The sequence below is a fragment of the Terrabacter sp. Soil810 genome, from assembly GCF_001429645.1.
In the GTDB taxonomy this organism is placed as follows: domain Bacteria; phylum Actinomycetota; class Actinomycetes; order Actinomycetales; family Dermatophilaceae; genus Terrabacter.
On sequence record NZ_LMSW01000016.1, the window covers coordinates 63,506 to 86,211 of the forward strand.

The 22,706-nt window shown below is 68.9% G+C and carries 19 protein-coding genes; 9 read left to right on the forward strand and 10 right to left on the reverse strand.

All coding sequences use genetic code 11. The annotated features are described in order from the left end of the window. Together ASG96_RS23495 and ASG96_RS21090 are read right to left on the reverse strand one after the other, a co-directional pair. On the reverse strand, positions 1-540 hold a 540-nt coding region (locus tag ASG96_RS23495), incomplete at its 3' end, for a transposase (protein WP_157611117.1). A gap of 461 nt (positions 541-1,001) precedes the next feature. Next, a complete protein-coding gene (locus tag ASG96_RS21090) occupies positions 1,002-1,328 on the reverse strand; it encodes an Lsr2 family protein (protein WP_057589301.1) in 327 nt (108 codons plus the stop codon). A 243-nt stretch (positions 1,329-1,571) separates the two neighbouring features. Between ASG96_RS21090 and ASG96_RS21095 the strand changes: the two genes are divergently transcribed. Further along, positions 1,572-1,772, forward strand: coding sequence for an excisionase family DNA-binding protein (locus ASG96_RS21095; protein WP_057589302.1), 201 nt, complete (start codon positions 1,572-1,574; stop codon positions 1,770-1,772). Continuing rightward, positions 1,772-2,884, forward strand: a complete 1,113-nt coding sequence (locus ASG96_RS21100; protein ID WP_057589303.1) for a site-specific integrase — start codon at positions 1,772-1,774, stop codon at positions 2,882-2,884. Before ASG96_RS21095 ends, ASG96_RS21100 begins: the two co-directional genes overlap by 1 nt. 315 nt (positions 2,885-3,199) lie before the next feature. On the opposite strand, the gene ASG96_RS21105 is transcribed toward ASG96_RS21100, so the two are convergent. The 6 genes from ASG96_RS21105 to ASG96_RS21130 form a co-directional block, all read right to left on the reverse strand. After that, a complete protein-coding gene (locus ASG96_RS21105) occupies positions 3,200-4,786 on the reverse strand; it encodes a ribonuclease J (RefSeq protein WP_056752029.1) in 1,587 nt (528 codons plus the stop codon). 479 nt (positions 4,787-5,265) lie between these two features. Continuing rightward, complete coding sequence (locus tag ASG96_RS21110; RefSeq protein ID WP_057589304.1) at positions 5,266-6,849, reverse strand: bifunctional 3-(3-hydroxy-phenyl)propionate/3-hydroxycinnamic acid hydroxylase; 1,584 nt, start codon at positions 6,847-6,849, stop codon at positions 5,266-5,268. Then, positions 6,846-7,199, reverse strand: a complete 354-nt coding sequence (locus ASG96_RS21115; protein ID WP_057589305.1) for a DoxX family protein — start codon at positions 7,197-7,199, stop codon at positions 6,846-6,848. The genes ASG96_RS21110 and ASG96_RS21115 overlap by 4 nt, the downstream gene beginning before the upstream one ends. Further along, entirely contained in the window at positions 7,196-9,079 is a 1,884-nt protein-coding gene (locus ASG96_RS21120) for an acyl-CoA synthetase (protein WP_235509259.1), read from the reverse strand. The genes ASG96_RS21115 and ASG96_RS21120 overlap by 4 nt, the downstream gene beginning before the upstream one ends. Next, on the reverse strand, positions 9,079-10,017 hold the full coding sequence (locus tag ASG96_RS21125) for a fumarylacetoacetate hydrolase family protein (protein ID WP_057589307.1): 939 nt from the start codon (positions 10,015-10,017) through the stop codon (positions 9,079-9,081). The genes ASG96_RS21120 and ASG96_RS21125 overlap by 1 nt, the downstream gene beginning before the upstream one ends. Beyond that, complete coding sequence (locus ASG96_RS21130) at positions 10,014-11,147, reverse strand: VOC family protein (protein ID WP_057589308.1); 1,134 nt, start codon at positions 11,145-11,147, stop codon at positions 10,014-10,016. The genes ASG96_RS21125 and ASG96_RS21130 overlap by 4 nt, the downstream gene beginning before the upstream one ends. Before the next feature lie 138 nt (positions 11,148-11,285). Here ASG96_RS21130 and ASG96_RS21135 point away from each other — a divergent pair, with 138 nt between their 5' ends. The 7 genes from ASG96_RS21135 to ASG96_RS21165 all read left to right on the forward strand — a co-directional run bounded on the left by ASG96_RS21135 (position 11,286) and on the right by ASG96_RS21165 (position 17,848). Then, positions 11,286-11,951: a TetR/AcrR family transcriptional regulator gene (locus tag ASG96_RS21135; protein ID WP_235509260.1), complete on the forward strand. Its 666-nt coding sequence runs from the start codon at positions 11,286-11,288 to the stop codon at positions 11,949-11,951. A gap of 301 nt (positions 11,952-12,252) precedes the next feature. Continuing rightward, positions 12,253-13,941, forward strand: a complete 1,689-nt coding sequence (locus ASG96_RS21140) for an alpha/beta hydrolase (RefSeq protein ID WP_057589310.1) — start codon at positions 12,253-12,255, stop codon at positions 13,939-13,941. Then, positions 13,938-14,768, forward strand: coding sequence for a poly(3-hydroxyalkanoate) depolymerase (phaZ, locus tag ASG96_RS21145; protein WP_057589311.1), 831 nt, complete (start codon positions 13,938-13,940; stop codon positions 14,766-14,768). The genes ASG96_RS21140 and phaZ overlap by 4 nt, the downstream gene beginning before the upstream one ends. A 426-nt stretch (positions 14,769-15,194) precedes the next feature. Next, complete coding sequence (locus ASG96_RS21150; protein WP_057589312.1) at positions 15,195-15,638, forward strand: hypothetical protein; 444 nt, start codon at positions 15,195-15,197, stop codon at positions 15,636-15,638. Positions 15,639-15,749: 111 nt separating this feature from the next. Further along, complete coding sequence (locus ASG96_RS21155) at positions 15,750-16,346, forward strand: HdeD family acid-resistance protein (RefSeq protein WP_057589313.1); 597 nt, start codon at positions 15,750-15,752, stop codon at positions 16,344-16,346. A gap of 35 nt (positions 16,347-16,381) precedes the next feature. Further along, a complete protein-coding gene (locus ASG96_RS21160; protein ID WP_057589314.1) occupies positions 16,382-16,810 on the forward strand; it encodes a DUF1003 domain-containing protein in 429 nt (142 codons plus the stop codon). Between the two features lie 102 nt (positions 16,811-16,912). Next, positions 16,913-17,848 carry a diacylglycerol kinase family protein gene (locus ASG96_RS21165; RefSeq protein WP_082588466.1) on the forward strand — a complete coding sequence of 312 codons (936 nt, stop codon included), beginning with the start codon at positions 16,913-16,915 and terminating at the stop codon, positions 17,846-17,848. Between the two features lie 223 nt (positions 17,849-18,071). On the opposite strand, the gene ASG96_RS21170 is transcribed toward ASG96_RS21165, so the two are convergent. Together ASG96_RS21170 and ASG96_RS21175 are read right to left on the reverse strand one after the other, a co-directional pair. Next, on the reverse strand, positions 18,072-18,707 hold the full coding sequence (locus ASG96_RS21170) for a DUF1269 domain-containing protein (protein ID WP_056752002.1): 636 nt from the start codon (positions 18,705-18,707) through the stop codon (positions 18,072-18,074). A gap of 234 nt (positions 18,708-18,941) precedes the next feature. After that, a complete protein-coding gene (locus ASG96_RS21175) occupies positions 18,942-22,688 on the reverse strand; it encodes a S8 family serine peptidase (protein WP_082591948.1) in 3,747 nt (1,248 codons plus the stop codon). Positions 22,689-22,706 lie beyond the last annotated feature (18 nt).

Below are 22,706 nucleotides of genomic sequence, written 5' to 3' on the forward strand. Positions count from 1 at the left end.
TGGGCGGACCGAGGCGAGCATCGCCTTGGCCTGCCCGGTGGTGAGATCCTTCTTCGCTTGTCCCGGAAGCAGTTCCGCCAACAGCGCCTGGAGCCGGTCCACGGTTTGCACCCGCCGCCTGCTGAGTGCCTCACGCCGGTCGACCAGCATCCGCAGCGCCTCGAGCTCACCGTCGGGCCGCAGCACCCGCAGTCCCTGGGTGCGCACCGCGACCATCGCGATGGAGTGCGCGTCATGGGCATCGGTCTTGCGGTTGTGGCCGGTGTCGAACAGCCGAACCCGCGCGGCGAGCTTCGCCGGGACATCGACGACATCTTCGCCAGCCTCGAGCAGCCGCTGCGCCAGCGGACGACCGACCCCGTTCGCCCCTTCGACCGCCCAGGTCCGCGCCGGCCACGACTTTGTGTACGTCAGCATCGCGGTGTAGCCGGCCTTGTCGGTGGTGAACCGGCCGTGACCGAGCCGGCGCTCGTGGTCGTCCACGACCTCGATCGTCGCCGACAGCTTGTGGGGATCGACCCCGATGATGATCCGTTCCATGCTCGTGCTCCCACCTGTGCTCGTGCCGATGTGGACGACGAGGTGGGCAGTGCTACTACGAGCAGGGCAGTCCCTTCTTGAGCCACGCCTCGCCACGGTGACCGGCGGGCCGCAGACCGATAGAGAGCCACACCGGTGACGCTGGTGGGCAGCCGCAAAGAGAGCTGCCCGCCGATCACCTGAACCGAGTCTGGCCAGACACCGGCCCTACCGACAATCGTCTAGTAGCCGCGTTTGAGGGCGACGTCGACCCTAGAAGCGGAGTTCATCCCAACGTCGCCCGGCCCAACCAGTTGGTAGGTAGGTGTGCAAACGACTTCGACACGGGTATCCCGATCCACTAGGAGACCTAGGCGCTGATCAACGAGCACCTATCACCTGGTCGCGAGCAGCCGCCCCGGGCCGGCTCTTGAGCACGAAGGCCGCCCGTCCTGCGTGGCGGGCGACCTTCGTAACGGGCCTCAGTGGGACGCGTTGTAAGCGTCCTGGACAGCCTGGCTGACCCGGCCGCGGTCCGAGACCTTGTGACCGTTGGTGCGTGCCCACTCGCGGATGACCTGTAGCTGGTTCTTGTCGGTCTTCCCGACCCCCGACTTGGCCGACGATCGGCGGCCGCCGATCTTCCGCGCTCTGCTCGTGAACGGCTCGAGCGCCGCGATCAGCTTCTCCTCGTTGTTCTTTGAGAGGTCGATCTCGTACTGAGTGCCTTGATAGCTGAACTGAATCGTGGAATCGGCGGGGCCACCGTCGATGTCATCGTCCAAGATGGTCTGAATGCGCTGTGCCATGCCGTGGGCTCTCCAACTGTTTGATGAATCCCTGCGGCAGCATCGAATCACAAGCAATGCGCCTCTCGCCACTTCCGCGCGGGGTAAGCAACGAATGAGGATGACCGCGCTTCTACTTCTCTGCCCGCTGACCGTGTTGAGCCGAGCTGCACGGCCACGGCCGACAGGGGCACAAGGCGCAGCGGACACTGATAGTGACCCCCGACCACGGTTCGCTCTCAGACCAGACGAGGAGGGCGCGACATGGAGCGACTACTGACCGTAGAGGACGCCGCCAAAGTCCTCGGAACCACCGCGAGGTTTCCGCGACGCCTCATCGCCGAGAGGCGCATCAGGTTCGTGCGTGTCGGCAGGCACGTCCGGATCCCTGAGGCCGAGCTAACAGAGTTCATCGCTCAAGGGACAGTAGAGCGGCTGCGTCTCTACTCGACCGGTTCGGGCTGATGACCCGTCGTCGTTTTGGGTATATCCGCAAGCTTCCGTCTGGGCGCTTTCACGCCAGTTACCAGACCCCAGATACTCGTCGCCACAACGCGCCCGAGACCTATCGCACCGAGGCAGACGCGCGACGCTTCCTCGACCGGATCCAGCATGAGGTCGAGCGCGGACACTGGCAGCCCGACGCTCGGCTCGGGCAGCGCACCCTGCGCGAGTGCTGCGAGGCCTACCTCGAGGAGAACCCGAGGGTCGGTGAGCGGTGGGCGGAAACGTGCCGTCGCAACATGCGACTTCATCTCGGCGAGCTGCTCGACAGACCAATCGCCAGCATCAACCCACCGTTGGTCCGCGCCTGGCACGCCAAGGCCCTTCGCGGCTCGGGGGGTCGCACGTCGATCAGCCAGTCCTACAGGCTGATCCGTGCCGTCCTCAACGTGGCAGTCCAAGACGGAGCGATCGTCAGAAACCCTTGCCAGATCCCGGGGGCAGGCGCCCAGCGGTCCGCCGAACGCCCCATCGCCACCCCTGCTGAGGTCGCCCAGCTGATCGAGGCCACCACCCCTCGCTTTCGGGCCGCAGTAGCCCTCGCCGCATGGTGCGGCCTACGCCGAGGTGAGCTCTGCGCGCTGCAGACAGGCGATGTCGACCTGGAACACGGCAGCGTCACTGTGCGCCGCAACTACGTCGAACTACTGGAAGCACCACGGAAGTTTGAGAAGGATCCCAAGAGCGAGGCCGGCAAGCGCACGGTCAAGATCCCTCCGCACATCCTTCCCCTTCTCGAGCGCCACGCCCACGAGCACTCTGGCCCGACCTACTTCCTCGCGGACCGCCACGGGCAGCAGGTGCGGGGCAACACGATCTACCAGGCCTTCGTTCGCGCCCGAGAGCAGGTGGGTCTGACCATCGCCTTCCACGATCTGCGCCACACCGGACAGTCACTCGCGGCCGCGACGGGCGCGAGCCTCGTCGACCTCAAGAAGCGGCTCGGACACTCCTCGACCGCCGCGGCTCAGCGCTACATGCACGCCGTCGAGGGCCGAGACGCGCAGATCGCCGATGCCCTGTCGAAATTGGCCGCGAGCGGCGACGCGAGCAAGCTCCCCAAGTCGTTCTGATGCCATGAGATCGCACGCCAGATCGCACGCCGGGCGGACGACAGGGTCTGACCTGCGCGTATGCGTCTCCCTGAAAATCGGAAGGTCGGCGGTTCGACCCCGCCCCTGGCCACAACCCCGAAGCCGCAGGTTCAGATCCCTCTGACCTGCGGCTTCGTCGTGGCCGCGGAGCGGCAAGAGCAATGGTCCAGGCGCAGTTGCTGCCCTTGGGACCGGCGCATGCTGTCCTGTCGCGGCCCGGTTGAGGGCGTGGTTCCTTCGCGTGGCTCCGGTGCGTGCAGGAGTGATCGGTCCCGCGCCCTGCCTGAGGGAGGCTCAGGCGTCGACGATGACGGGGATGATGAGGGGGCTGCGGCGCGCCTGTCGGTGGACCCAGGTGGACATGGCTTGGCGGACGAGCTCCTCGACCTGCTCGATGTCCTCGATGCCCTCCTTGGTGGCGGTCGTGAGCGCCTTCTGGATGGCCGGTGTGGCCTTGGCGAAGTCGCCGGGCTCGTGCTCGAACCCGTGGGCGAGGTAGTCGGGCTCCTCGGTGAGCTTGCCGGTGTCGGGATCGACGATGCAGACGATGGTGATGACCCCTTCCTCGGCGAGGGTGCGGCGCACGTGCAGGGACTCCTCGGTCGCTCCGCCGACCGTCATGGCGTCGACGTAGACGAGGCCGGCGGGGACTGTGCCGGTGATCGTCGCCTGGCCGTCGACGAGGTCGATGACGGCGCCGTCGTGGGCGATGAGGGCGCGCTTGGGGTCGACGCCGGTGCGGATGGCGATGTCGGCGTTTGCTCGCAGGTGGCGCCACTCCCCGTGGACGGGCAGCACGCTGGAGGGCTGGACGATGTTGTAGCAGTAGGCGAGCTCGCCGGCGCTGGCGTGGCCGGAGACGTGCACCTTGGCGTTGCCCTTGTGAACGACGTTGGCACCCCAGCGGGTGAGCTCGTTGATGACGCGGTAGATGGCGTTCTCGTTGCCCGGGATGAGGGAGCTGGCGAGCAGCACGGTGTCACCTTCGGCGACGCGGATGGGATGGTCTCGCCTGGCCATCCTCGACAGGGCGGCCAGGGGCTCGCCCTGCGACCCCGTGCAGATCAGGGCGATCTCGTTCGCGGGCCGGCGCTCGAGCTGCTTGAGGTCGACGACCAGGCCCTGGGGGATGTCCAGGTAGCCGAGGTCGGCGGCGATGCCCATGTTGCGGACCATCGACCGGCCGACGAAGGACACCTTCCGTCCGTGGTCGCGGGCCGCGTTGAGCACCTGCTGGATGCGGTGCACGTGGCTGGCGAAGCTCGACACGATGACCCGTCCCGTTGTGGTCCGGAACACCGCTTCGATCGCGGGCGACAGCTCGCCCTCCGACACCGTGAAGCCCGGAACCTCCGCGTTCGTCGAGTCGACGAGGAAGAGGTCGACGCCCTCTTCGCCGAGGCGGGCGAAGGCGCGTAGGTCGGTTACCCGACCGTCGAGGGGGAACTGGTCCATCTTGAAGTCGCCGGTGTGCAGGACGAGGCCCGCTGCGGTGCGGATCGCGACGGCGAGCCCGTCGGGGATCGAGTGGTTGACGGCCACGAACTCGCAGTCGAAGGGGCCGAAGGAGCGGCGGTCGTCCTCGCTCACCTGCACGGAGACCGGGGTGATGCGATGCTCCTGGAGCTTCGCCTCGAGGAACGCGAGCGTGAGGCGTGAGCCGACAACGGGAATGTCCGGTCGCTCGCGCAGCAGGTAGGGCACGCCGCCGATGTGGTCCTCATGACCGTGCGTGAGCACGATCGCGTCGACCTTGTCGAGACGGTCCCGGATCCAGGAGAAGTCCGGCAGGATCACGTCGACGCCCGGCTGGTGCTCCTCGGGGAAGAGGACGCCGCAGTCGACGACGAGCAGCCGCCCGGCGTGCTCGAAGACCGTCATGTTGCGGCCGATCTCGCCCAGTCCACCCAGGGGAACGATCCGAAGGCCGTTGCGCGGCAGCGAGGGGATGTCCTGGGACGACCGTCGGGAGCCGCGTCCACGCCCACGGGACTGAGGCCGGCGACCGCCACCCGCGCTCACAGGCCCCTCCCGGGACGGGAGCTCACGGCCTGGCGGTCCGAGCTGGAGGAGGCCTGCTCGGGCGCCGGACGGCTGGTTGCGGTGAACAGCTGCGGTGTCATGGTGATCCTTCTCGTGCTGAGCAACGGCGGGATGGCGACGAAACCGAGGTGTCAGGTGCTCACACCTGCAGACGCACGGATGTCAGGGTAGGCAGGTCACAGCGTGTCCCGTTCCGCGTCTCGTGGAGTCGGTGGGGCGGATTCTCAGGCCACGGTGATCGGCGTTCGCACGTCGCACTGTATCGGCGTCAGCATGCCGAGCGAGGAGTGTCGTCGTTGCCGCCGTACGTGGCGGGGTCACCCGGGGAAAGCAGGGTGGCCCGGGACGGCATGGGCGAGAGGGTCCTGTCGCTGCAGGAACGTCGGTGCTCCCTCGCAGAGCGTTGCCACGTCGCGACCGACGCGCAGCACGGTGAAGTCCGGTCGCACCAGTGCGGCCACAGCCTTGCCGTCTGCGAGCCACGTGGACAACGCCGAGCCTGGTTTCACCTCGAGCACCTCGGTCCCGCGGCCCGCCAGCAGATCCCGCTGGCCGGGCGAGAGGGGCACGGCGCTGACGACCACGAACCCGCCACGTGTCACGTCGTCATATCGGAGGTCCTCCGTCAGGGGCGCGTTCGGGCACATCCGCCCTGCCAAGGACCTGCGACGTCCGGCCCCATCCACCAGTGCGGACCGGCTCAGCGGCGGGGTCTCGCTGTCGAGGAGGCGGTCGCGCAGACCGGGGACCCAGTGCAGCCGTGGGGCGATGGCCCCACGGAGCAGGTCACCGGCCCTGCCGCCCTGCGTCATGGCGACACCGATGAGCCGGGCGAGCTGGATGAGCGCGCGAGCGTGTGGTTTGCGCTCCACCTCGTAGGTGTCGAGCACCGACCCCGGCAGGTCTCCGGAGAGGACACCGGCGAGCTTCCAGCTGAGGTTCATGGAGTCGCGGAGTCCCGCGCACAGCCCTTGTCCGACGAAGGGGGGTGTCAGGTGGGCGGCGTCGCCGAGGAGGAACACGTTGCGGTCTCGCCAGCGGTCCGCCAGCTGGGCCCGGAAGGTGTACTCCGCAACGCGGCCCAGCTCGAGCTGGTCACACGGGACGCCCTTGACCCACGGTCCGATGAGGGGCTGGAGTGCTTCGATGGACTGGAAGTCGGCGGCGGTCTCGCCCGGCAGCAGCCGGAACTCCCAGCGGTAGCGGGTGTCCCCGATACGCATGTATGTCGCGGCGCGCGCCGGGTCGCAGACCTGGTGCACGCCTTCCCACTGGTCGAGCTCGACCCTGCTGGCCACGTCGATCACGAGCCAGCGCTGGTCGAACTTGAGGTCCTCCATGCTCGAGCCGATCGCCGCGCGCACCACGCTGTTGGCTCCGTCGCACCCCAGCACGAAGGTGGCCGGCACGGACTCCCGCTCGCCGGTGAGCCGGTCGGTGAAGTCCACCCTGACCCGGCCCTGGCCGTCCTGGGCGATGTCCGTGACGTCCACGTTTCCGCGCAGGTTGACCGTGGTCTGGCCCTCGAGGTTGGTGCGCATCAGCTGCTCGAGCTCGGGCTGGTCGAACATGTTGGCCTCGGGGTGCCCGTGCCGGCCGTGGTCGCCGGTCCGGTCGAACACCGCCAACACCCGATGGTTCCGGTCGACCAGCTGAAGCCCGCGCGTGGGCCGGGACACGGCCGCGAATTGCCCGCCGATCCCGAGCCGTCCCAGGATCCGGTAGGTCTCGTCGTCGAGGTGGACGGCTCGCGGCTGGGGGTAGACGCCGTCCCAGCGGTCCAGCACCAGGCAGTCGACTCCGTACTGCCCCAGGAGGGTGGCGGCGGCGACGCCGACGGGCCCGGCCCCCACGATGACGACGGGAATGGGTTCGGTGCTGGTCCGCGCGGAGCGGTTCATCGCAGGTCTCCGACCACCACGAGGAGATAGCTCAGGGTCACCACGCCCAGGACGATGGCGGGGGCGATCTCGCGTATGCCGTCGCCGCCTCGGACGTGGGCCACGACTGCCCCTCCGAGGAGCATCAGGAGTCCCGCGGCGGCCAGTGCGCCGATCAGGGGGACGAACGCGCCGACGAGCAGGCCGACGACGCCCAGGACCTCGAGGAGGCCGATCCGTCGGTAGGCCGTGACGCTGAAGCCGACGTGTTCTGCCTTGGCGCGCATCGCGGGGACGGCGGCAAGCTTGGCCGAGCCGACGGCCGTGAAGGCTACGACGAGGAGCCCAGCAAGGATCGAGGTGGGGTTCATGACGGTTCCAATCTCCAGGTGATGGCAAAGCGGTCGAGTGTTTCCCTGACCGGGGTCTGGTCGGCACCGGGGGCCAGTCGGACGACGGCGACGACCGTGCCGCTCTCGACGGCTCCTCGGACGGAGGTGACCGAGGCGATGTCGCGCAGGGCGTCTGCGACGGCCTCTCGGGTGGCCTCGGCGCGCAGGGCGGGTTTGAAGTGCTTGCCCACAGGCGTGACGGGGAGTGCGTCCAGCACGGTGACGGTCTTGGGCGCCGCCGCCTGTTCGGAGACGCGCTCGGCGGCCCAGGCACGCAGCTCCTCGGGGGTCGGGTTGGCTTCGGATGCGACGGTGACGAACGCGACCGGCACCTCGCCGGCGTGCAGGTCCGGACGGCCCACCGCCTGCGCAGCCGTGACCGCCGGGTGTGCCAGCAGCACGTTCTCGATGACCGCCGGGTCGATGTTGTGACCGCCGCGGATGATGAGGTCCTTGGCTCGGCCGGCGAGATGGATGAAGCCGTCCGGGTCGACCCAGGCCAGGTCTCCGGTGTCCAGCCAGCCGTCGTGCAGCTTTCCCATGCCGTCCAGCACCCGGCCGTCGGGGGTCCGCTCGGTGACGTAGCCGGGGAAGACGGTCGGCCCGCTGATGGCGAGCACCCCGACCTGTCCGGGCGGTAGGTCGACCCACGCACCGTCGTCAGTGACCCGGACGACCTTCACCTGCTGGTACGGCAGTCGTTGGCCGACGGACCCGGGTCGCGGGTGGCGGGGGAAGCTCAGCGCGCTGACACACGTGGCCTCCGTGAGGCCGTAGCCCTCGACCAGACGGATGCCGGTGGCCGATTCGAAGCGGGCCCTGACCGCCTGCGGCAGGGGCGAAGCACCGACGACAGCGAAGCGGAGGCTGCTGATGTCGGCGTCCACAGGACGGCCGGCGAGCACCGAGTAGACGGTGGGCACGGCACTCATCGTGGTGATGGCATACCGCTCGACGAGCTTCCAGAAGTGCGAGAAGAGGGCCTGGTCGCGGTAGCCCAGGGGGCCTGCCCAGATGACGTGGAGGCCCCTGAGCAGCGGGGCCAGCACGGTGACCAGAAGTGCGTTGACGTGGAAGAGCGGCAGCGCCGCGAACACCACCGCGTCATCGTGCAGCAGGCCGTTGGCGGCGATCATCCAGGCGTCGGTGACCTCGTTGGCGTGGGTGTGCGCGGCGAGCTTCGGCAGGCCCGTCGTGCCGCCCGTGTGAAAGAGAGCGGCGACGTCGCCGGCCGAGGGCGGTTCACCCACGAAGGCATGGTGTGGCTGGCCTGCCGCCAGGGCAGAGAGGTGCCCGACCCGGATGCCGTCGATCGCGCCCAGCTTCGCGTCAACCGGGCCCGCGCCCGTCGCGCTCAGGGCGAGGAGGGCCTCGATCCCGGCGTCGGCGGCGAGCTCGCGGGCACTCTCCCAGACATCGGGCGCGAGGTCGGGACCGGCAGCCACGAGGACCCGGGCGCCCGACCTGCGAAGCAGCTCGGCGATGTGCTCTGAGGAGAGCCCGCCGTTGACAGGCGCGGCGATGCCGGCGAGCTGGGCAGCGAGCGTTGCGGTGACGAGCTCGTCGCAGTTCGGGGCGAGGAGTGCGACCGCGTCGGTGCGGCGCACGCCGAGCGTGTGGAGCACGTTGGCGTAGCGATGCACGTCCATCAGGAGCTGGGCATGGGTGCGCTCCGCCGGTTGCTCCCCCCCTTCGCCGTCCGGGAGCACGGACAGGGCGACGCGGTCCGGCCAGAGACCGGCGGCCCGGACGAGGAGCTCGTATGTCGTGCCCGGCAGGCCACGGTCCTTCAGCGGTATGGACTCGATGGCAGCGAGGTCGCCGGGCCCGTCGTACGTCGGCCACAGCAGGTCGCCCATCATGCCGTCCTCACGACGGTGCGCTGCCGGCCGAGGTCGATGGCCCCGTCGTCGGTGCCGATGGCGAGCTCGACGACGTCGCCGTGCTTGAGGTACTTGGGGTTCTGGGCCTGCCGCTTGAAGAAGACCTTCCACTTCATGGCGGGCGGCAGAAACGCGGCGACGATCTCGACCGGCTTCGCGGGTGCGCTCAGGGCTGTCCCCTCCGGGGTCCCGGTGAGGAGCAGGTCACCCGGGTCGAGGCGTTGGAACCGGCTCAGCGCCTGCAGCGCCTCGAGCGGAGAGTAGATCATGTCGTCGCCGACCACCGTGTCCTGGCGCAGGTCGCCGTTGACCCACAGGCGCAGGCGCAGGTCGCCGAAACGCTTGAGCTCGTCGCCGTCGAGCAGGACCAGGGCCGGGCCGACCGGCGTGAAGGTCGGGTAGGACTTGGACTCGAAGAACTGGGTCTTCGGCAGCTGCACGTCTCGGGCCGAGACGTCGTTGGTCACGACGAGGCCGGCCACGAACGTGGTCCAGTTGTCCGAGGTGACCTGCGTGCCCACCGCCAGCTCTTGGCCGATGACCAGGCCGATCTCGACCTCGTAGTCGAGGAAGCGCACGTGGTCGGGGCGGATGATGTCTGCGAAGGGTCCGCAGATCGAGCCCGACGTCTTGCGGAAGAACGTCAGCGGGATCGTCTCCGGGTTGAGACCGGCGTCCTTCACATGGCTGGCGAAGTTGGTCATCTGCGCCACCACCCGGCAGGGTGTCGTCACCGGGGACACCAACTCGAGGGTGGTCAGGTCGACCATCGAGGTGCTCCCCCTGGCCGCCTCGACATGCTCCGGCTTGGCGAGCAGCTCGCGGGTGGTGGTGGCGTCGGTGTCCACGCGGGCGGAGCCGCCGGGAGTGCGGACCCACCAGGAGTCTGTCGTGCGGAGGATCGTGGTGCTCATGAGCTCGTCACTTTCAGCATGCCGCGGAGGCGGGTCAGGTCGAACTCGTTGTCGTCTCGCAGCGAACGTGCCATCGACACCAGCTCGTGCAGCACGTCGCGTCCCGGTGTGAGACCCAGGAAGTCCTTGGTGGCCTGCGGGCCCCACTGAGCCAGCCCGGACGCCGTCATCGGTGACCAGCCAGGGTCCAGGCTGCAGTCGAACAGGTCACCGTCCGCGAAGTGCTCGACGAGGAGCCCATCCGGATCGCGCCAGTAGTCGAAGATCTGGCTGCCCTCGATGTGACGACCGATCCCCCACGAGCGGTAGAAGCCCAGCTCGCGGAGATACTCCCCGCCCGCGGCGAGCGCGTCGAGGTCTCCCACCTGGTACGCCGAGTGCACGTACCGGTTGCTAGGACCGAGCATCATTGCCAGCGTGTGGTGGTCGGTAGGAGTCATGCCGCGGTCACAGCGAATGAAGCTCATCGTGGGACCGCGCTCGCGCTGCCCCGGAAAGTACTTGAAGTCGCTCACGATGAGGCCGAGGTGCTCCAGGTACCAGTTCAGCGTCTCGATGTACTTCGTGGTCTGCACGACGACGTGGCCCAGTCGCTGGATCTTCGCGGGTGCGCGTGGCGGCCGCTGCGTGGTGTTGGCGCGTCGGACGTCGTGCCCGAAGTTGAACTGCTGTGTCGGCTGGGGCGGAAGGACTGCCAGCTCGTGGGTGTCGGCGACAACCCGGACCATGCCACCACTCGGGTCGGTCAGGTCCACGGTGAGCCCGCCGATGCTCTCCGGTAGCGTCTCGACGTTCGTACCGGTGGCCCCGGCCAGCCGCACCAAGTCGACGGTCTCCGCGGCGCGGAAGGCCGCGCCGAGGTACCTCGAACGTGGTCCGCGTCGCACGATCACGCAGGGCGCGCCAGGGTCGTTTCCTCGCAGCTGAAGCTCGTCCGCCGTCCGGCTCACGGTGGTGAACCCGAACGCGTGCGCGAAGCGCTCCGAGGCGACGAGGTCGGGCTTGACGAACTCGAGCCAGGCCAGGTCGAGCACCTTGATGACGGGGTTCTTTGCGCGTCCCGGGTGCTCAGCAGGCAGCGCACCCTGCTCGCTGTGCAGGTCGGTGTGGGTTCCGTGGTGACTGGTCATTGCCGCTCCTCAGTTGATCTACTGACGTAATCGTCATTCATGAACGTATGCTCAGTCAAGGGTTTCTGAGGTAATCGTCATTCCTGACTGGACGCGCTAGGGTGGATGCGCAACGAGATCCAGACAAGAGGAGCGGCCGTGAGCAACGTCCCAGCGCAGCAGCAGAGCAACCGACTGGACCGTCGCAAGGCCCGGACGCGAGCGGCTCTCATCCGGGCCGCGCAGACGCTGATCGCCGAGGGCAGGACGAACGTGCCGATCCTGGAGATCACTCAGGCAGCTGACGTAGGGATGGGCTCCTTCTACAACCACTTCGAGACCAAGGAGCAGCTGTTCGAGGCCGCGGTCGAAGCAGTGATGGACGCCTACGGCGAGCTGCTCGACAACCTGACCGCCGACATAGAGGACCCCGCAGAGGTGTTCGCCTGCAGCTTCCGGCTCACCGGGCGGCTGCACCGGCGGGAGCCGGAACTCAGCCAGGTGCTTCTCAACAACGTGTTCCGGCTGCTCAGCGCCGACAACGGCCTGGCACCACGAGTCCGCCGGGACATCGCGGCAGCCGTCGATGCCGGGCGCTTCGACGTCGAGGACCTCGACGTGGCTGTCACGATGAGTGCCGGAGCCCTGCTCGGCCTCGGCCACCTGCTGCACGCCCAGCCCGCCCGTGACGTCGAGGAGACCACCGACCGAGTGGCTGAGGACCTGCTGCGCATGTTCGGCGTGCCGCGGCAACGGGCCCGGCGGATCTGCGCGCTGCCGCTGCCGGACCTCGACGCGGCACCCGGCGACGGCTCGGCGGCCTGACGGCTAATTCTCCATCGACCTGACCCCGCTCTCTCGAGGACTGCGCACTCAGCCCGGCATGCCGGCATACAGGGGCGAGATATGCCGCAGTGGGTGCCGATCTGGCGCATGGGCGCCGGGGACGCGCTGGCCCTGGGCCGGCCAGGTGCTCCCGGATCATGGTGATCCTGCCCTCACTGGCGCAGTCCCGTTTCGAAGTAGATGACGATTTCGTCATTACCGAGGTATTCTTCAGGGCGATCCTGGCCCCACATGGGCCACGACCCCGACTGTCGCCACCTGAGCATGAGGAGACCTTCCGATGAGCACAGCCACCCCCAGGCTCGTCGAGAGCGCCACTCCACTCGATGTTCTTCTCGTCGATGCCGCCCTCGGCCCGCTGCAGCGCTTCCTCCCCGACGCGTCCACGGCAAAGTGGGCGCTCTCCCTCGCGGGCAAGCCAGACATCACCGCTCAGCGACTGGGTGAGCTGGGCGCCGAGGCAGGACGCATCCTCACCGGCACCTCCACCGTGACGCCGCACCGCGGGGACCGCCGGTTCACCGACGTCGCCTGGACCGAGAGCCCGTTGCTGAAGCGGCTGGTCCAGCTGTACCTGGCAGGCCGACACACCGCCGAGCAGCTCGTGACCGACGCCGACCTCGACCCGCGCGACCGCACGCGCGTGCGGTTCTTCCTCGAGAACGTCGCCGAAATGCTGTCCCCCAGCAACGTCCCGATGGTCAACCCGGCCTCCGCCAAGGCGGTGATCGACACCGCGGGGTTGAGCCTGGTCCGCGGGGGCAAGCAGCTGGTCAAGGACATGGCCTCGGCCCCGCGCGTTCCGGAGATGGTCGACGGCAGCGGCTTCGTGCTGGGCGACAACATCGCGGCGACGCCCGGCGGGGTTGTCTTCCGCACCGAGGTGCTGGAGCTGATCCAGTACTCGCCCCAGACCGACGAGGTCTACGAGGTGCCGGCCCTGGTGATCCCGCCCACGATCAACAAGTTCTACGCAATCGACCTCGCCCCGCAGCGGAGCCTCGTCGAGTTCGGCGTCCGGCAGGGCAGGCAGATGTTCGTCATCTCCTGGCGCAACCCGGACTCGCGGCATGCCACGTGGGATCTCGACACCTACGTCCATGCCGTCCTCGAGGCCCTGGAGGCCGTGGAGGAGATCACCGGCAGCGAGCAGACGGTGCTGGGTGGCGTGTGCGCCGGCGGCATCCTGGCGAGCATGACGGCGGCATACCTCGCCGGCATCGGCCAGCAGGACCGGCTGGCCGCGCTCTGCCTGGCGGTCACGGTCATCGACAACCAGGACGCCGGGACAGCGGCTGCCCTGGGCGACGAGCGGATGGCGGCCGTGGCCAAGGCGACGTCGGCACGCAAGGGATATCTCGACGGCCGGACGTTGGCCGAGGTGTTCGCCTGGCTCCGCCCTGGGGACCTGGTGTGGAACTACTGGGTGAACAACTACCTGCTGGGAAAGCGCCCCCCGGCGTTCGACATCCTGTTCTGGAACTCCGACACCACCCGGATGACCGCCGCGCTGCACGCCGACTTCGTCGACCTGGCCATGGAGAACTCGCTGACCAAGCCCGCGGCCCTCACCGTCCTCGGCGTGCCGATCGACCTCGCCAAGATCACCGTGGACTCCTACGTGGTGGCCGGCATCGCCGACCACATCACCCCGTGGGAGAACTGCTACCGAAGCGCCCAGCTCTTCGGCGGCACGACACGCTTCGTGCTGTCGACCGGTGGCCACATCGCTGCCCTGGTCAACCCACCGGGCAACCCCAAGGCGTCGTTCCACACGAACGCCGACCTGACGGCAGACGCCAAGGTCTGGCTCAAGGACGCCGACGTCCACGAGGGCACCTGGTGGACCGACCTCGGCCCGTGGCTCGACGAACGCAGCGGCGCACCGCGTCCAGCACCGCGGACGCTCGGGTCACCCCGACTGACCGTGCTCGCGGACGCCCCCGGCACGTACGTCTACGACAAGTGACCAGGTTCCTCCGGGTCCGCGTGCTCGGCCAGGACGTCCGGGTAGCCGTCCGGCCGGGCACCGCACCCGGCCCGCCGCTGGTGCTCTGCAACGGCATCGGGGCCAGCCTCGACCTGCTCCAACCGTTCGTCGACGAGGTCGACCCACGGATCGAGGTGGTCCGGTTCGACGTCCCCGGCGTTGGGGGTTCCCCGCTGCCGAAGGTGCCCTACAACTTCCCGACGCTGGCATGCCTCATAGGGCGGATCCTCGACGAGCTCGGTTACGACCGGTTCGACACCCTCGGCATCTCATGGGGCGGGGGCCTCGCCCAGCAGCTCGCCTTCCAGCACCCGCGACGCTGCCGACGACTGGTGCTCGCGAGCACGGCCACCGGATCTCTGATGGTCCCGGCCAACCCGCTGGTGCTGGCCAAGATGGTCACCCCACGCAGGTACCGCGACCCCGACTACGCCAAGTCGATCGCCGCCCAGCTGTACGGCGGCCGGATGCGCCAGCGGCCAGGCGAGGTCAGGCACGTGGTCTACGAACAAGAACGCCTCGGGCCCAGCACCGGCTACTTCCTCCAGCTCCTCGCCGGGCTGGGGTGGACCAGCCTTCCCGCCCTGCCGCTCATCCGGCAGCCCACATTGATCCTCGCCGGGAACGACGACCCCATCATCCCGCTGGTCAATGCGCGGATCATGCGCCTGTTGCTGCCCAACGCCACGCTGCATGTCTACGACGACGGCCACCTCGGCCTGCTCACCTCCGCCGACGAGCTAGGCCCGATCGTCTCGGGCTTCCTGGCCTCGCGGGCGGGCGAGTGCGCCTCGTCGAACAGCTGACGAATCGCTGTCCCGCCCTGCCGAGATCGAGCGCGAGGTCCACGATCATGTCCTCCTGGCCGCCCACCGGGCCCGGGTGAACGACCCCTGCAGGATTGAGCTCGTCCACGCCGTACGCCCCGGATGTTCGGGATGACGAGCGGCAGGCCACCACACCCTGCAGTCGCCCGCTAGCGACGCGCCCGGAGGGGGCGGCGCATGCCGTGAACCCACACCTCGGCTCAGGGCACCAAGGCGGTCGCCACACCTGTGAGGCCCGCAAGCTCCCTCGCTTCCATCCGACGAAGTCTCCTCGGCAGCGAACTGAGGCCTGCGTCACATAGGCGTCCTCGCACTTGCCCAATCTGCACTACTGACGATATCGTCAGTAGTGTAGGAATTGAACAAGAGGCCCAGGTGGGCCGGAATCTAGTGAAGGTGGTACTCATGACACAGCACACGAACTTCTCTGAGCGACTGGATGGTCTGCAGCAGCGGGTCGGAACGGCCAGGTCCGCGGTGCAGGCCGCCGCGACCGAGTCCGAGGCGCAGCTCAGGACGCGGATCGAGTCGACTCAGGCCGAGCTGGACCAGTCCGTCCAAGGCGCCCGGCAAGAGGTCTCGGAGGCCGTTGACGGCGCTCGGGCCAAGTGGGCGCAGCTGAAGGCTGACGCCGCGGCCAAGAAGAGCGACGTCAAGGCCAACATGGACAAGCGGGCCCTCCACGTGGACGCCAAGGCGGCCGCGTCCGACGCGAACTGGGCCGAGGCTGACGCCGCCGAGGCCCTCGACTTCGCCGACTGGGCGGTCGGGAATGCGCAGCTCTCCATCCTCGACGCCATCCACGCCCGCGCCTACGCCGACACGCTCAAGGCCGCTGACGCCACGTAGTCCCCACGGGGCCGGCGGTCAGAAAGCCCCAGTCCCTACACAGCAGTTGCGCCGCCGCGGGCAGGAGAGGTCAACGCCTGCCCGCGCGGCATTCACCAAAGGAAGTGTGCAATGACAAGCAAGTTAAAGACCCCGGACCCGCTCGGCGACACCATCCGGGCCGGTGCCCGGGAGGCGTCGGCGGCCTGGGGCTGGATCGTGGCCACGGGGGCACTATGGGTCGGCTACGGCATGTTCGTGTTGTCGTTCAGGGTGAGCAGCCTGGTCGCGGTGGCGGCACTGGTTGGCGTCGCACTCGTGCTCGGCGGCATCGCTCAGCTGGTGGTGGCCCGCCGTGAACCCACCATGCGAGGGATGAACATCGCGGGCGGGATCTTGGGCGTGGCCGCCGGCATCCTCACCTCCGCGTGGCCGGGCATCACCCTCTACGTGGTGTCGATCATGGTGGCCTGGTACCTGATCGTCTTCGGCACCATCCACATCGTCAACGCGCTGGCCGGCCCCAAGCACTCGTGGTGGTGGACCGGGCTGCTTTCCGGCCTCGCCGAGCTGGTGCTCGGAGTGTGGGCCGCGCGCTCCTGGGAGTCCTCGCTGGTCACGCTGGTGACGCTGGTCGGGGTGTGGTCCATCAGCCGCGGGTTGGCGGAGATCTTTGCCGGCTTCAGCCTGCGCCAGGTCGGCAAGCACGCCGACCAGCTGGCCGCCTAGCATCCGGCCGAGCGGCGCGAAGCGAAGGAGCCGATGTGAAAACCACTCACCCGGAACCCGGCAGCCCCGCTCTGCTGCAGCACCTCCGCGAGCGCGGCAGGCGCCGGGAGAACCGGATCGCGGACCGGATCACGCGGTTCGCTGGTTCGATGAAGTTCGTCTACATCCACGTCATCTGGTTCAGCCTGTGGATCGGCCTCGGCGTCGAGGACTACCCGTTCGGACTCCTGACGATGATCGTGTCGCTCGAGGCCATCTTCCTGTCGACCTTTGTCATGATCAGCGAGAACCGCGCCGACGAGAAGCGCCACGTGATCGCGGACGAGGCCTGGCGGACGGTCCAGGACGAGAGCGACCAGAACGAGAGGCTGCTGCGCCTGTCCCAGGAGATCCTCGAGCTCACCCAGGAGATCCACGCGGCGAGCGCTTCAGCCACTCCGGCGAGTCGCCCCAGAGCTCAGTGAAGACCAGCAAGCCCTCCGGGTCGTCAACCGCTGCCGTCAGCGGTTGACACTCAGCGGTTGACACGGAGAACGACCTGGCAGCCGCCAGGGAAAGGCAGCGACATGATCCAGCCACGGCAGCCCGCGACCGAGCTCTCGACGCCGCTCACTCGTGGCTGGCGGCCGGTCGTGCCTCCTCGACGGCCGGTGCTGTTCGTCAACCCCAGGTCTGGTGACGGCGCAGCGACCCGCCACGGCGTGGTTGAGCTGGCACGTGAGCGCGGAGTCGAAGCGGTGGTCCTCGGCTCGGACGACGATCTGAGGACCCGCGTCTCGGAGGTTGTGGCCGATGGTGCCGATGCGCTCGGAATGGCGGGCGGCGACGGGTCGCTTGCGGCCGTGGCGGCAGTCGCTGCCGCACGCGGGTTGCCCTTCGTCTGCATCCCGGTCGGGACACGCAACCACTTTGCGCTGGACCTCGGCGTGGACCGGCACGACGTGCCCGGGGCCATGGACGCGTTCACTGACGGGGTGGAGCGCCTGATCGATGTGGGCCACGTCAACGGCCGGATCTTCTTGAACAACGTCTCCCTCGGCATCTACGGAGAGGCTGTTCAGGAGGCCGGCTATCGCGACTCGAAGCTCCGCACCCTGGCGGAGACGGCGCGCCGGGTGCTTGGCCCCAGTGGGCCGGTGCCAGCGCTGCGCCTGGTCGACGACACCGGACGAGAGCATGCCCGGCTCGCTGTGCTGCTGGTGTCCAACAACCCGTATGCGTTGAACGGTCCTGGGCTGGGCACCCGACCAACGCTCGCCAGCGGTCAGCTGGGGATCCTGGTGCTCGACACACCAGAGGAGAGGCAGCACCATCCGGGGCGAGCCTGGAGCGCTCCCCACCTCGAGGTCCAGGCCCCGGCGACCGTGCACGCCGGCATCGATGGCGAGGCCGTCGAACTCGTTGCTCCACTCGAGTTCGTCGTCCGTCCGGCTGCGCTGCGGGTCAGGATCTCTGCGCGCCATCCGGGCGCCTCGCCCGCAGCCCGAATCCCTCCCCCATGACACCCCCATGGCTGGACGGGAAAGCCGATTCTGGCATTGGTACAAGTCGAGCGCCCTCAAGTGCCTTCCCAGCTGCGGCGATGCGTTTCCCCAGACCGATTCGGCGGGCGGCTCATTGCTGCCGTGCCGGCAGGAGCTGGGCGATGGCCAGGCCATCGAACAACAGTGTGTTGATCGCGACGAACTGCGCCAGCGCGGCGTACCAGCCGGGCTGCAGACTCGGCTACGTGTCGGTCCGCTCCGGCTCGCCCTGCTTCTCGGACCCGTCAGCACTCGCGCCCGCTGCCGCCTCCTCGGCCTCCTCGGCCTCCTTGGCCGCAGCCTTGACGTCCTGCGCGACGACGTGATCGACAGCGGACTCCACGATGGCGTCGGCCATCGCGAGCGCCCGCCGCAGCTCGACGACGGCTGGGTCGGAGACCAGGGCGACGATGGCAGAGTGGCCGGGCTCGACCGCGGACTCCAGCTCGTCAGACAGCTCGCTGCGGTGATGGAGCTGGCCCACCTTGCCGGCCGCGGCCCCCGCAGCGCCGAGCACCGCGGCGCTTGCGAGAATCGTCGGCGGGAAGATGAGACCGAGGACGGCTCCGCCGACCACGCCCCACTTGAGGCCGCGTCGGGTGGTGTGGTCGGTGGCCTTCTGGATCTCCAGCTGCCCGTCTGCCGCCCGCTTGACGACGATGACACCCTCGATCTGGACGTGCCGGCCATCCTCGACCGACTTGAGTGCCTCGTAGGCGTCCTGCGCCGTTCCGGTGTCCGAGAAGTCAGCGATCAGCAGGGTGTACGCGCCGTCGTACACCGCCCCACCGGACATCGTCACATCGGTCTCATCGGGTGTGTTCGGGACTTCGGACATCGACGCCTCCTGGTTCAAGGGTGGGCGCCGCCGGCTTGACGTGTACCGGTCGCGCCAGTGTGCTTTCGGACACTACTCCTGAGAAGGGACGGGCAGCGGCTTGCCGACAAGAGGCAGCCTGCGGCGCGCCGCGCCAGGTCCCACGGGGGAACGCCTGGGCCGCACCGGACCGCAGGCCGCCCACCTCCGGTGAGGTGGGCGGCCTGCGCCGCTGGCAGCTCTTTCGGACGCCGCTCAGCGCACCGCGTAGGCGGCCTTGACGACCTGCGTCACCGAGGCGCCCTTGCTGTCGGTCACCTCGACCCGCGTGGTGACCGTCTTGCCGCTGGCACCCGTGTGGTCGACGGCCGCACTCCAGACACCGCCGTCGCTGGACACGGCTGCGTCCGTCCACGTCGTGCCGCCGTCGTAGGAGAAGGCGAACTTCGCAGAGACGATGTCACCGGGGGCGTAGCCACCGTGACCGGTGACCCGGATCGGGAGCACCTGTCCGGCCGAGGCGGCGAGGGTCTTGCTGCCTTCCTCGGGCAGGCCGACCCGCGGGAAGAGCAGCGGGAGACCGACCGAGAACGTGTCGGGGTCGAGCGCGGAACGGAAGCCCCACGTCGTCTTGACCTCGGTGGAACGGGCCCACAGCCTCGCCGGGCCCCCGAACTTGCCGGTGTTCATCTCGAGCTCGTAGGCCGAGTCCTCGGCCGGCACCTCGAAGACGCCGTTGGGGTAGTAGCTGTAGCCGATCTCCTCGCCGTTGCGGCGCAGCGTGAGGTTGCCCTCGTCACCGAAGCTGCCGGGGTTGGCCACGTGCCCGAAGTCATCGCCCCACATCTGGGGGGCGAAGCCCATGAGGCCGCCCTGACGCTCGGCCGTCAGCTGCTCGACGCCCTGGTCGTTCTTGATCGCAGCCGGGGCGACGATGCCGCCGTACCAGCTGTCGGTGCGGACGCTGCCGGCCGGGTAGGTGCGCCAGGCCTCGGTCATCGCCTCTCCGAAGGGGAAGCTCGACGTGAGGTAGTGCAGCCACTTCGTGCCGCCGTCGGTGTAGAACTCCGTGCGCTTCGTCGCCACCTGCACGGCTTCGTAGGCGGAGACACCGAAGGTGACACCGTTGTCACGGCCGGCGTAGACGAAGTCCAGGAGCGGAGTGTCGACGCCCATGCCCTTGTAGTCCGCCTCCGTGCGGCCGAGCTTCTTGTCCTGCACGACGAACGTCTTGTCGTCGGTCACCGGAGTCGACTGGGTGAAGCCGAGGTTGTAGACGTACGGGCTGCTGGCCGTCGCCTTCCAGGAGAGCGTCAGCTCACCTCCGGGGGCGGTGGCAAGGAGCGCCTGGAGCTGGTCGCCCTCGGCCATCGGAAGGGAGTAGGTCGCCACGCTGAGCGGCGCGAAGCCGGCCACGGGCAGCCACTTTCCGGGAGCCGGAGCGTACGCGAGCAGGGCCTTGGCACCGGCTGCGCGGGCCCGGTTGACCATCGCCGGCGAGATGCCGCTGGTGCTCACCTTGACGAGCACGACCTTGCCACCCACGCGGGCGGGGTCGAAGATCGAGCCGGTGCCGCCGTCGACGAGACCCGCGGTGCTGACGCCGTCGAGGCCGGGCGCCGCGTTCGGCGCCGCGATCGGGTGCAGCACTGGTCCTCCGAGGACCGACATCGAATCGACGGCAGGCGCGTAGCGGCGCGACCAGTCACCGAACTCCCAGGTGCCCTGCTGGGGGTTGCCCTGCACGTCGGCATACACGGCGGTCGTCGTCGGGCCAGTGCTGAGGGAGCCGGCGTGGATCCACGTGTCGTCCCACGTGCGGGAGAACGAGAGGACCGAGGCCTTGGCCTCGCTGGGCCGGTCCGTCTTGACCGACAGCAGGTGCGCCTTGGTCGCGTCGAAGTCGACGGTCGTGTCGCCGGTGACCTTGATCTCCGGTCGGCCGAAGTAGGCGATGGAGCCGACCGTGCCCGCCGTCAGGTAGGTGGGGTCCGCCGTCCTGACGAAGCTCGACAGGAAGTACGTGCCCGGGCGCACCTGGAACTTCTGCTCCGCAGCGCCGTTGTTGAAGGCGCGCTGCGCCTTGATGGAGTCGATGTTGACCACATCGACGCTCGAACCCAGGTTGGCCGGGTTGCCGAGGCGGTCCTTCATCCGGACCGTGAGCTGCACCGTCTCGGGAGTGACGAAGAGCGAGAACGGCGTCGACACGTTGGCGCCGCCGGTGGCGACGATGCGGCCGGTGACGTCTCCGTACTGCGCGGCGTCGAGCTTCGCGGTCGGGTCGACCTTGACGGGGACCTTGACGGTCGCACCCGCGGGGACGGTCACCGACGACGCTCCGAGCACGACCGGCGCCGACTTGACGGCCGAACCGTCGTCACCGGTGACACCGGCGACGGACAGCTGCAGGGTGACCGGCTGGTCGGTGACGTTGGTGTAGGGAAGGTCGATGGTCGTGATCTGGGAGCTCGTGTGCGGCCACGCGAACGTCCCGGCCTGCACGGGCATGGTGGTCACCGGGGCCTTCGCCGCGGCGATCACATCCAGTCGACCCGCGCCCTGCGCGCGGACGTCACCGGGAACATCGGACTTCGCCGACGACACGAGGGCCGCCTTGAGCTGCTGCCCGGTCCAGGTCGGGTGCGTCTGCTTGACGATGGCGGCGGCACCGGCGACGTGCGGCGTCGCCATCGACGTGCCCGACATCGCGACGTACGCGTTGTCGCCCCGCCCGCCTGAGCGCGCCGCGGTGATGCCGACGCCGGGCGCCGAGATCTCCGGCTTGAGGGTGTGGTCGACCGCTGTGGGCCCGCGGCTGGAGAACCACGCCGGCACGTCCTGACGGTCCACCGCGCCCACCGTCAGCACCGCGGGAGCGCAGCCGGGAGCCGAGACCGTGTTGTTCGCCGAGCCCGTGTTGCCCGCCGCGATGACGAAGAGGGTGGAGCTCGTGGTGGCGAGCTCCTGCGCGGCGGACGACATCGGGTCGTTGCAGGCGGCAGGTGCCCCATTGCTCCCCAGGCTCATGGACACGACGTCGGCGCCCTGCGAGACCGCCCACTCCATGCCGCCGATGATCATCGAGTCGGAACCGCCACCGTTGTCACCGAGCACCTTGCCGATGAGCAGCTGCGTCTCGGGGGCGACGCCCTTCTCGACGCCATCGCTCGCCGCCCCGGACCCGCCGACGGTGGAGGCCGTGTGCGTGCCGTGACCGTGCACGTCCGACAGCGCTCCACCCGCTGAGCCGGTGAAGTCCTTGGACGCCACGATCCGACCCTGCAGGTCAGGGTGCTCGGCGTCGGCGCCCGTGTCGAGGACGGCGACCTTGGTGCCGGCTCCCTTGAGGCCCTCTGCCCAGGCCTTGTCGGCGTTGACCTGCTTGGTCGACTGGTCGAGGGTGGCATACGCCTTGGCGTCGAGCCAGATCTTCTCGATCTTGGCACCCGCCGCGGTGGACGGGTCCGTCGCGTCGGCGAAGAAGTGCGCGGCCTGCGCCTTGCCGGCCTTGAGCGCGACGCCGTCGATCGAGTGCAGCGTCTGGCCCTTCGCCGCGCCCTTCGGGGTGACCGGTGCCGAGCGGGCCCGGCTGAGGTCAGTGGTGTAGCGCGCGATGACCGGCACGCTGTCGGTGCTGGCGTCGTCGTAGCCCATGGCGACGAGCCCGGTCACGTTGAAGAGCTCCTCGTCCACCTTGCCCGAGGCCAGGGCGTCCACGGCATCGGCGGGATAGACGTAGACGTCCTTGCCGACCCGGCGCGTCTCGACAGAAGGCACGGTGCCGTCCTCGCGCGGCAGCACGGTGACGATCGGCGCGTTGGTGCCGGCCCCGGTGACGAGGACCTTGTCACCCGTGATCAGGGTGACGGTCTTGGGGGCGTGGCTCGCCGCCTGGGCAGCGGACGATCCGACGATCGGACGGGGTGTGGCACCTGAGTCCTGGCCGAAGGCCGAGGTGGGGGCGGCCGCGGTGGCGGCAACGATGGCAACCGTTGCCACCCCTAGGGTGTGACGCCA

Excerpts from the sequence above, each read along its gene's own strand:
- ASG96_RS21090 (WP_057589301.1), bottom strand. The coding sequence starts at position 1,328 with ATGGCACAGCGCATTCAGACCATCTTGGACGATGACATCGACGGTGGC.
- ASG96_RS21095 (WP_057589302.1), top strand. The coding sequence starts at position 1,572 with ATGGAGCGACTACTGACCGTAGAGGACGCCGCCAAAGTCCTCGGAACC.
- ASG96_RS21100 (WP_057589303.1), top strand. The coding sequence starts at position 1,772 with ATGACCCGTCGTCGTTTTGGGTATATCCGCAAGCTTCCGTCTGGGCGC.
- ASG96_RS21105 (WP_056752029.1), bottom strand. The coding sequence starts at position 4,786 with ATGACGGTCTTCGAGCACGCCGGGCGGCTGCTCGTCGTCGACTGCGGC.
- ASG96_RS21110 (WP_057589304.1), bottom strand. The coding sequence starts at position 6,849 with ATGAACCGCTCCGCGCGGACCAGCACCGAACCCATTCCCGTCGTCATC.
- ASG96_RS21115 (WP_057589305.1), bottom strand. The coding sequence starts at position 7,199 with ATGAACCCCACCTCGATCCTTGCTGGGCTCCTCGTCGTAGCCTTCACG.
- ASG96_RS21120 (WP_235509259.1), bottom strand. The coding sequence starts at position 9,079 with ATGGGCGACCTGCTGTGGCCGACGTACGACGGGCCCGGCGACCTCGCT.
- ASG96_RS21125 (WP_057589307.1), bottom strand. The coding sequence starts at position 10,017 with ATGAGCACCACGATCCTCCGCACGACAGACTCCTGGTGGGTCCGCACT.
- ASG96_RS21130 (WP_057589308.1), bottom strand. The coding sequence starts at position 11,147 with ATGACCAGTCACCACGGAACCCACACCGACCTGCACAGCGAGCAGGGT.
- ASG96_RS21140 (WP_057589310.1), top strand. The coding sequence starts at position 12,253 with ATGAGCACAGCCACCCCCAGGCTCGTCGAGAGCGCCACTCCACTCGAT.
- ASG96_RS21150 (WP_057589312.1), top strand. The coding sequence starts at position 15,195 with ATGACACAGCACACGAACTTCTCTGAGCGACTGGATGGTCTGCAGCAG.
- ASG96_RS21155 (WP_057589313.1), top strand. The coding sequence starts at position 15,750 with ATGACAAGCAAGTTAAAGACCCCGGACCCGCTCGGCGACACCATCCGG.
- ASG96_RS21165 (WP_082588466.1), top strand. The coding sequence starts at position 16,913 with ATGATCCAGCCACGGCAGCCCGCGACCGAGCTCTCGACGCCGCTCACT.
- ASG96_RS21170 (WP_056752002.1), bottom strand. The coding sequence starts at position 18,707 with ATGTCCGAAGTCCCGAACACACCCGATGAGACCGATGTGACGATGTCC.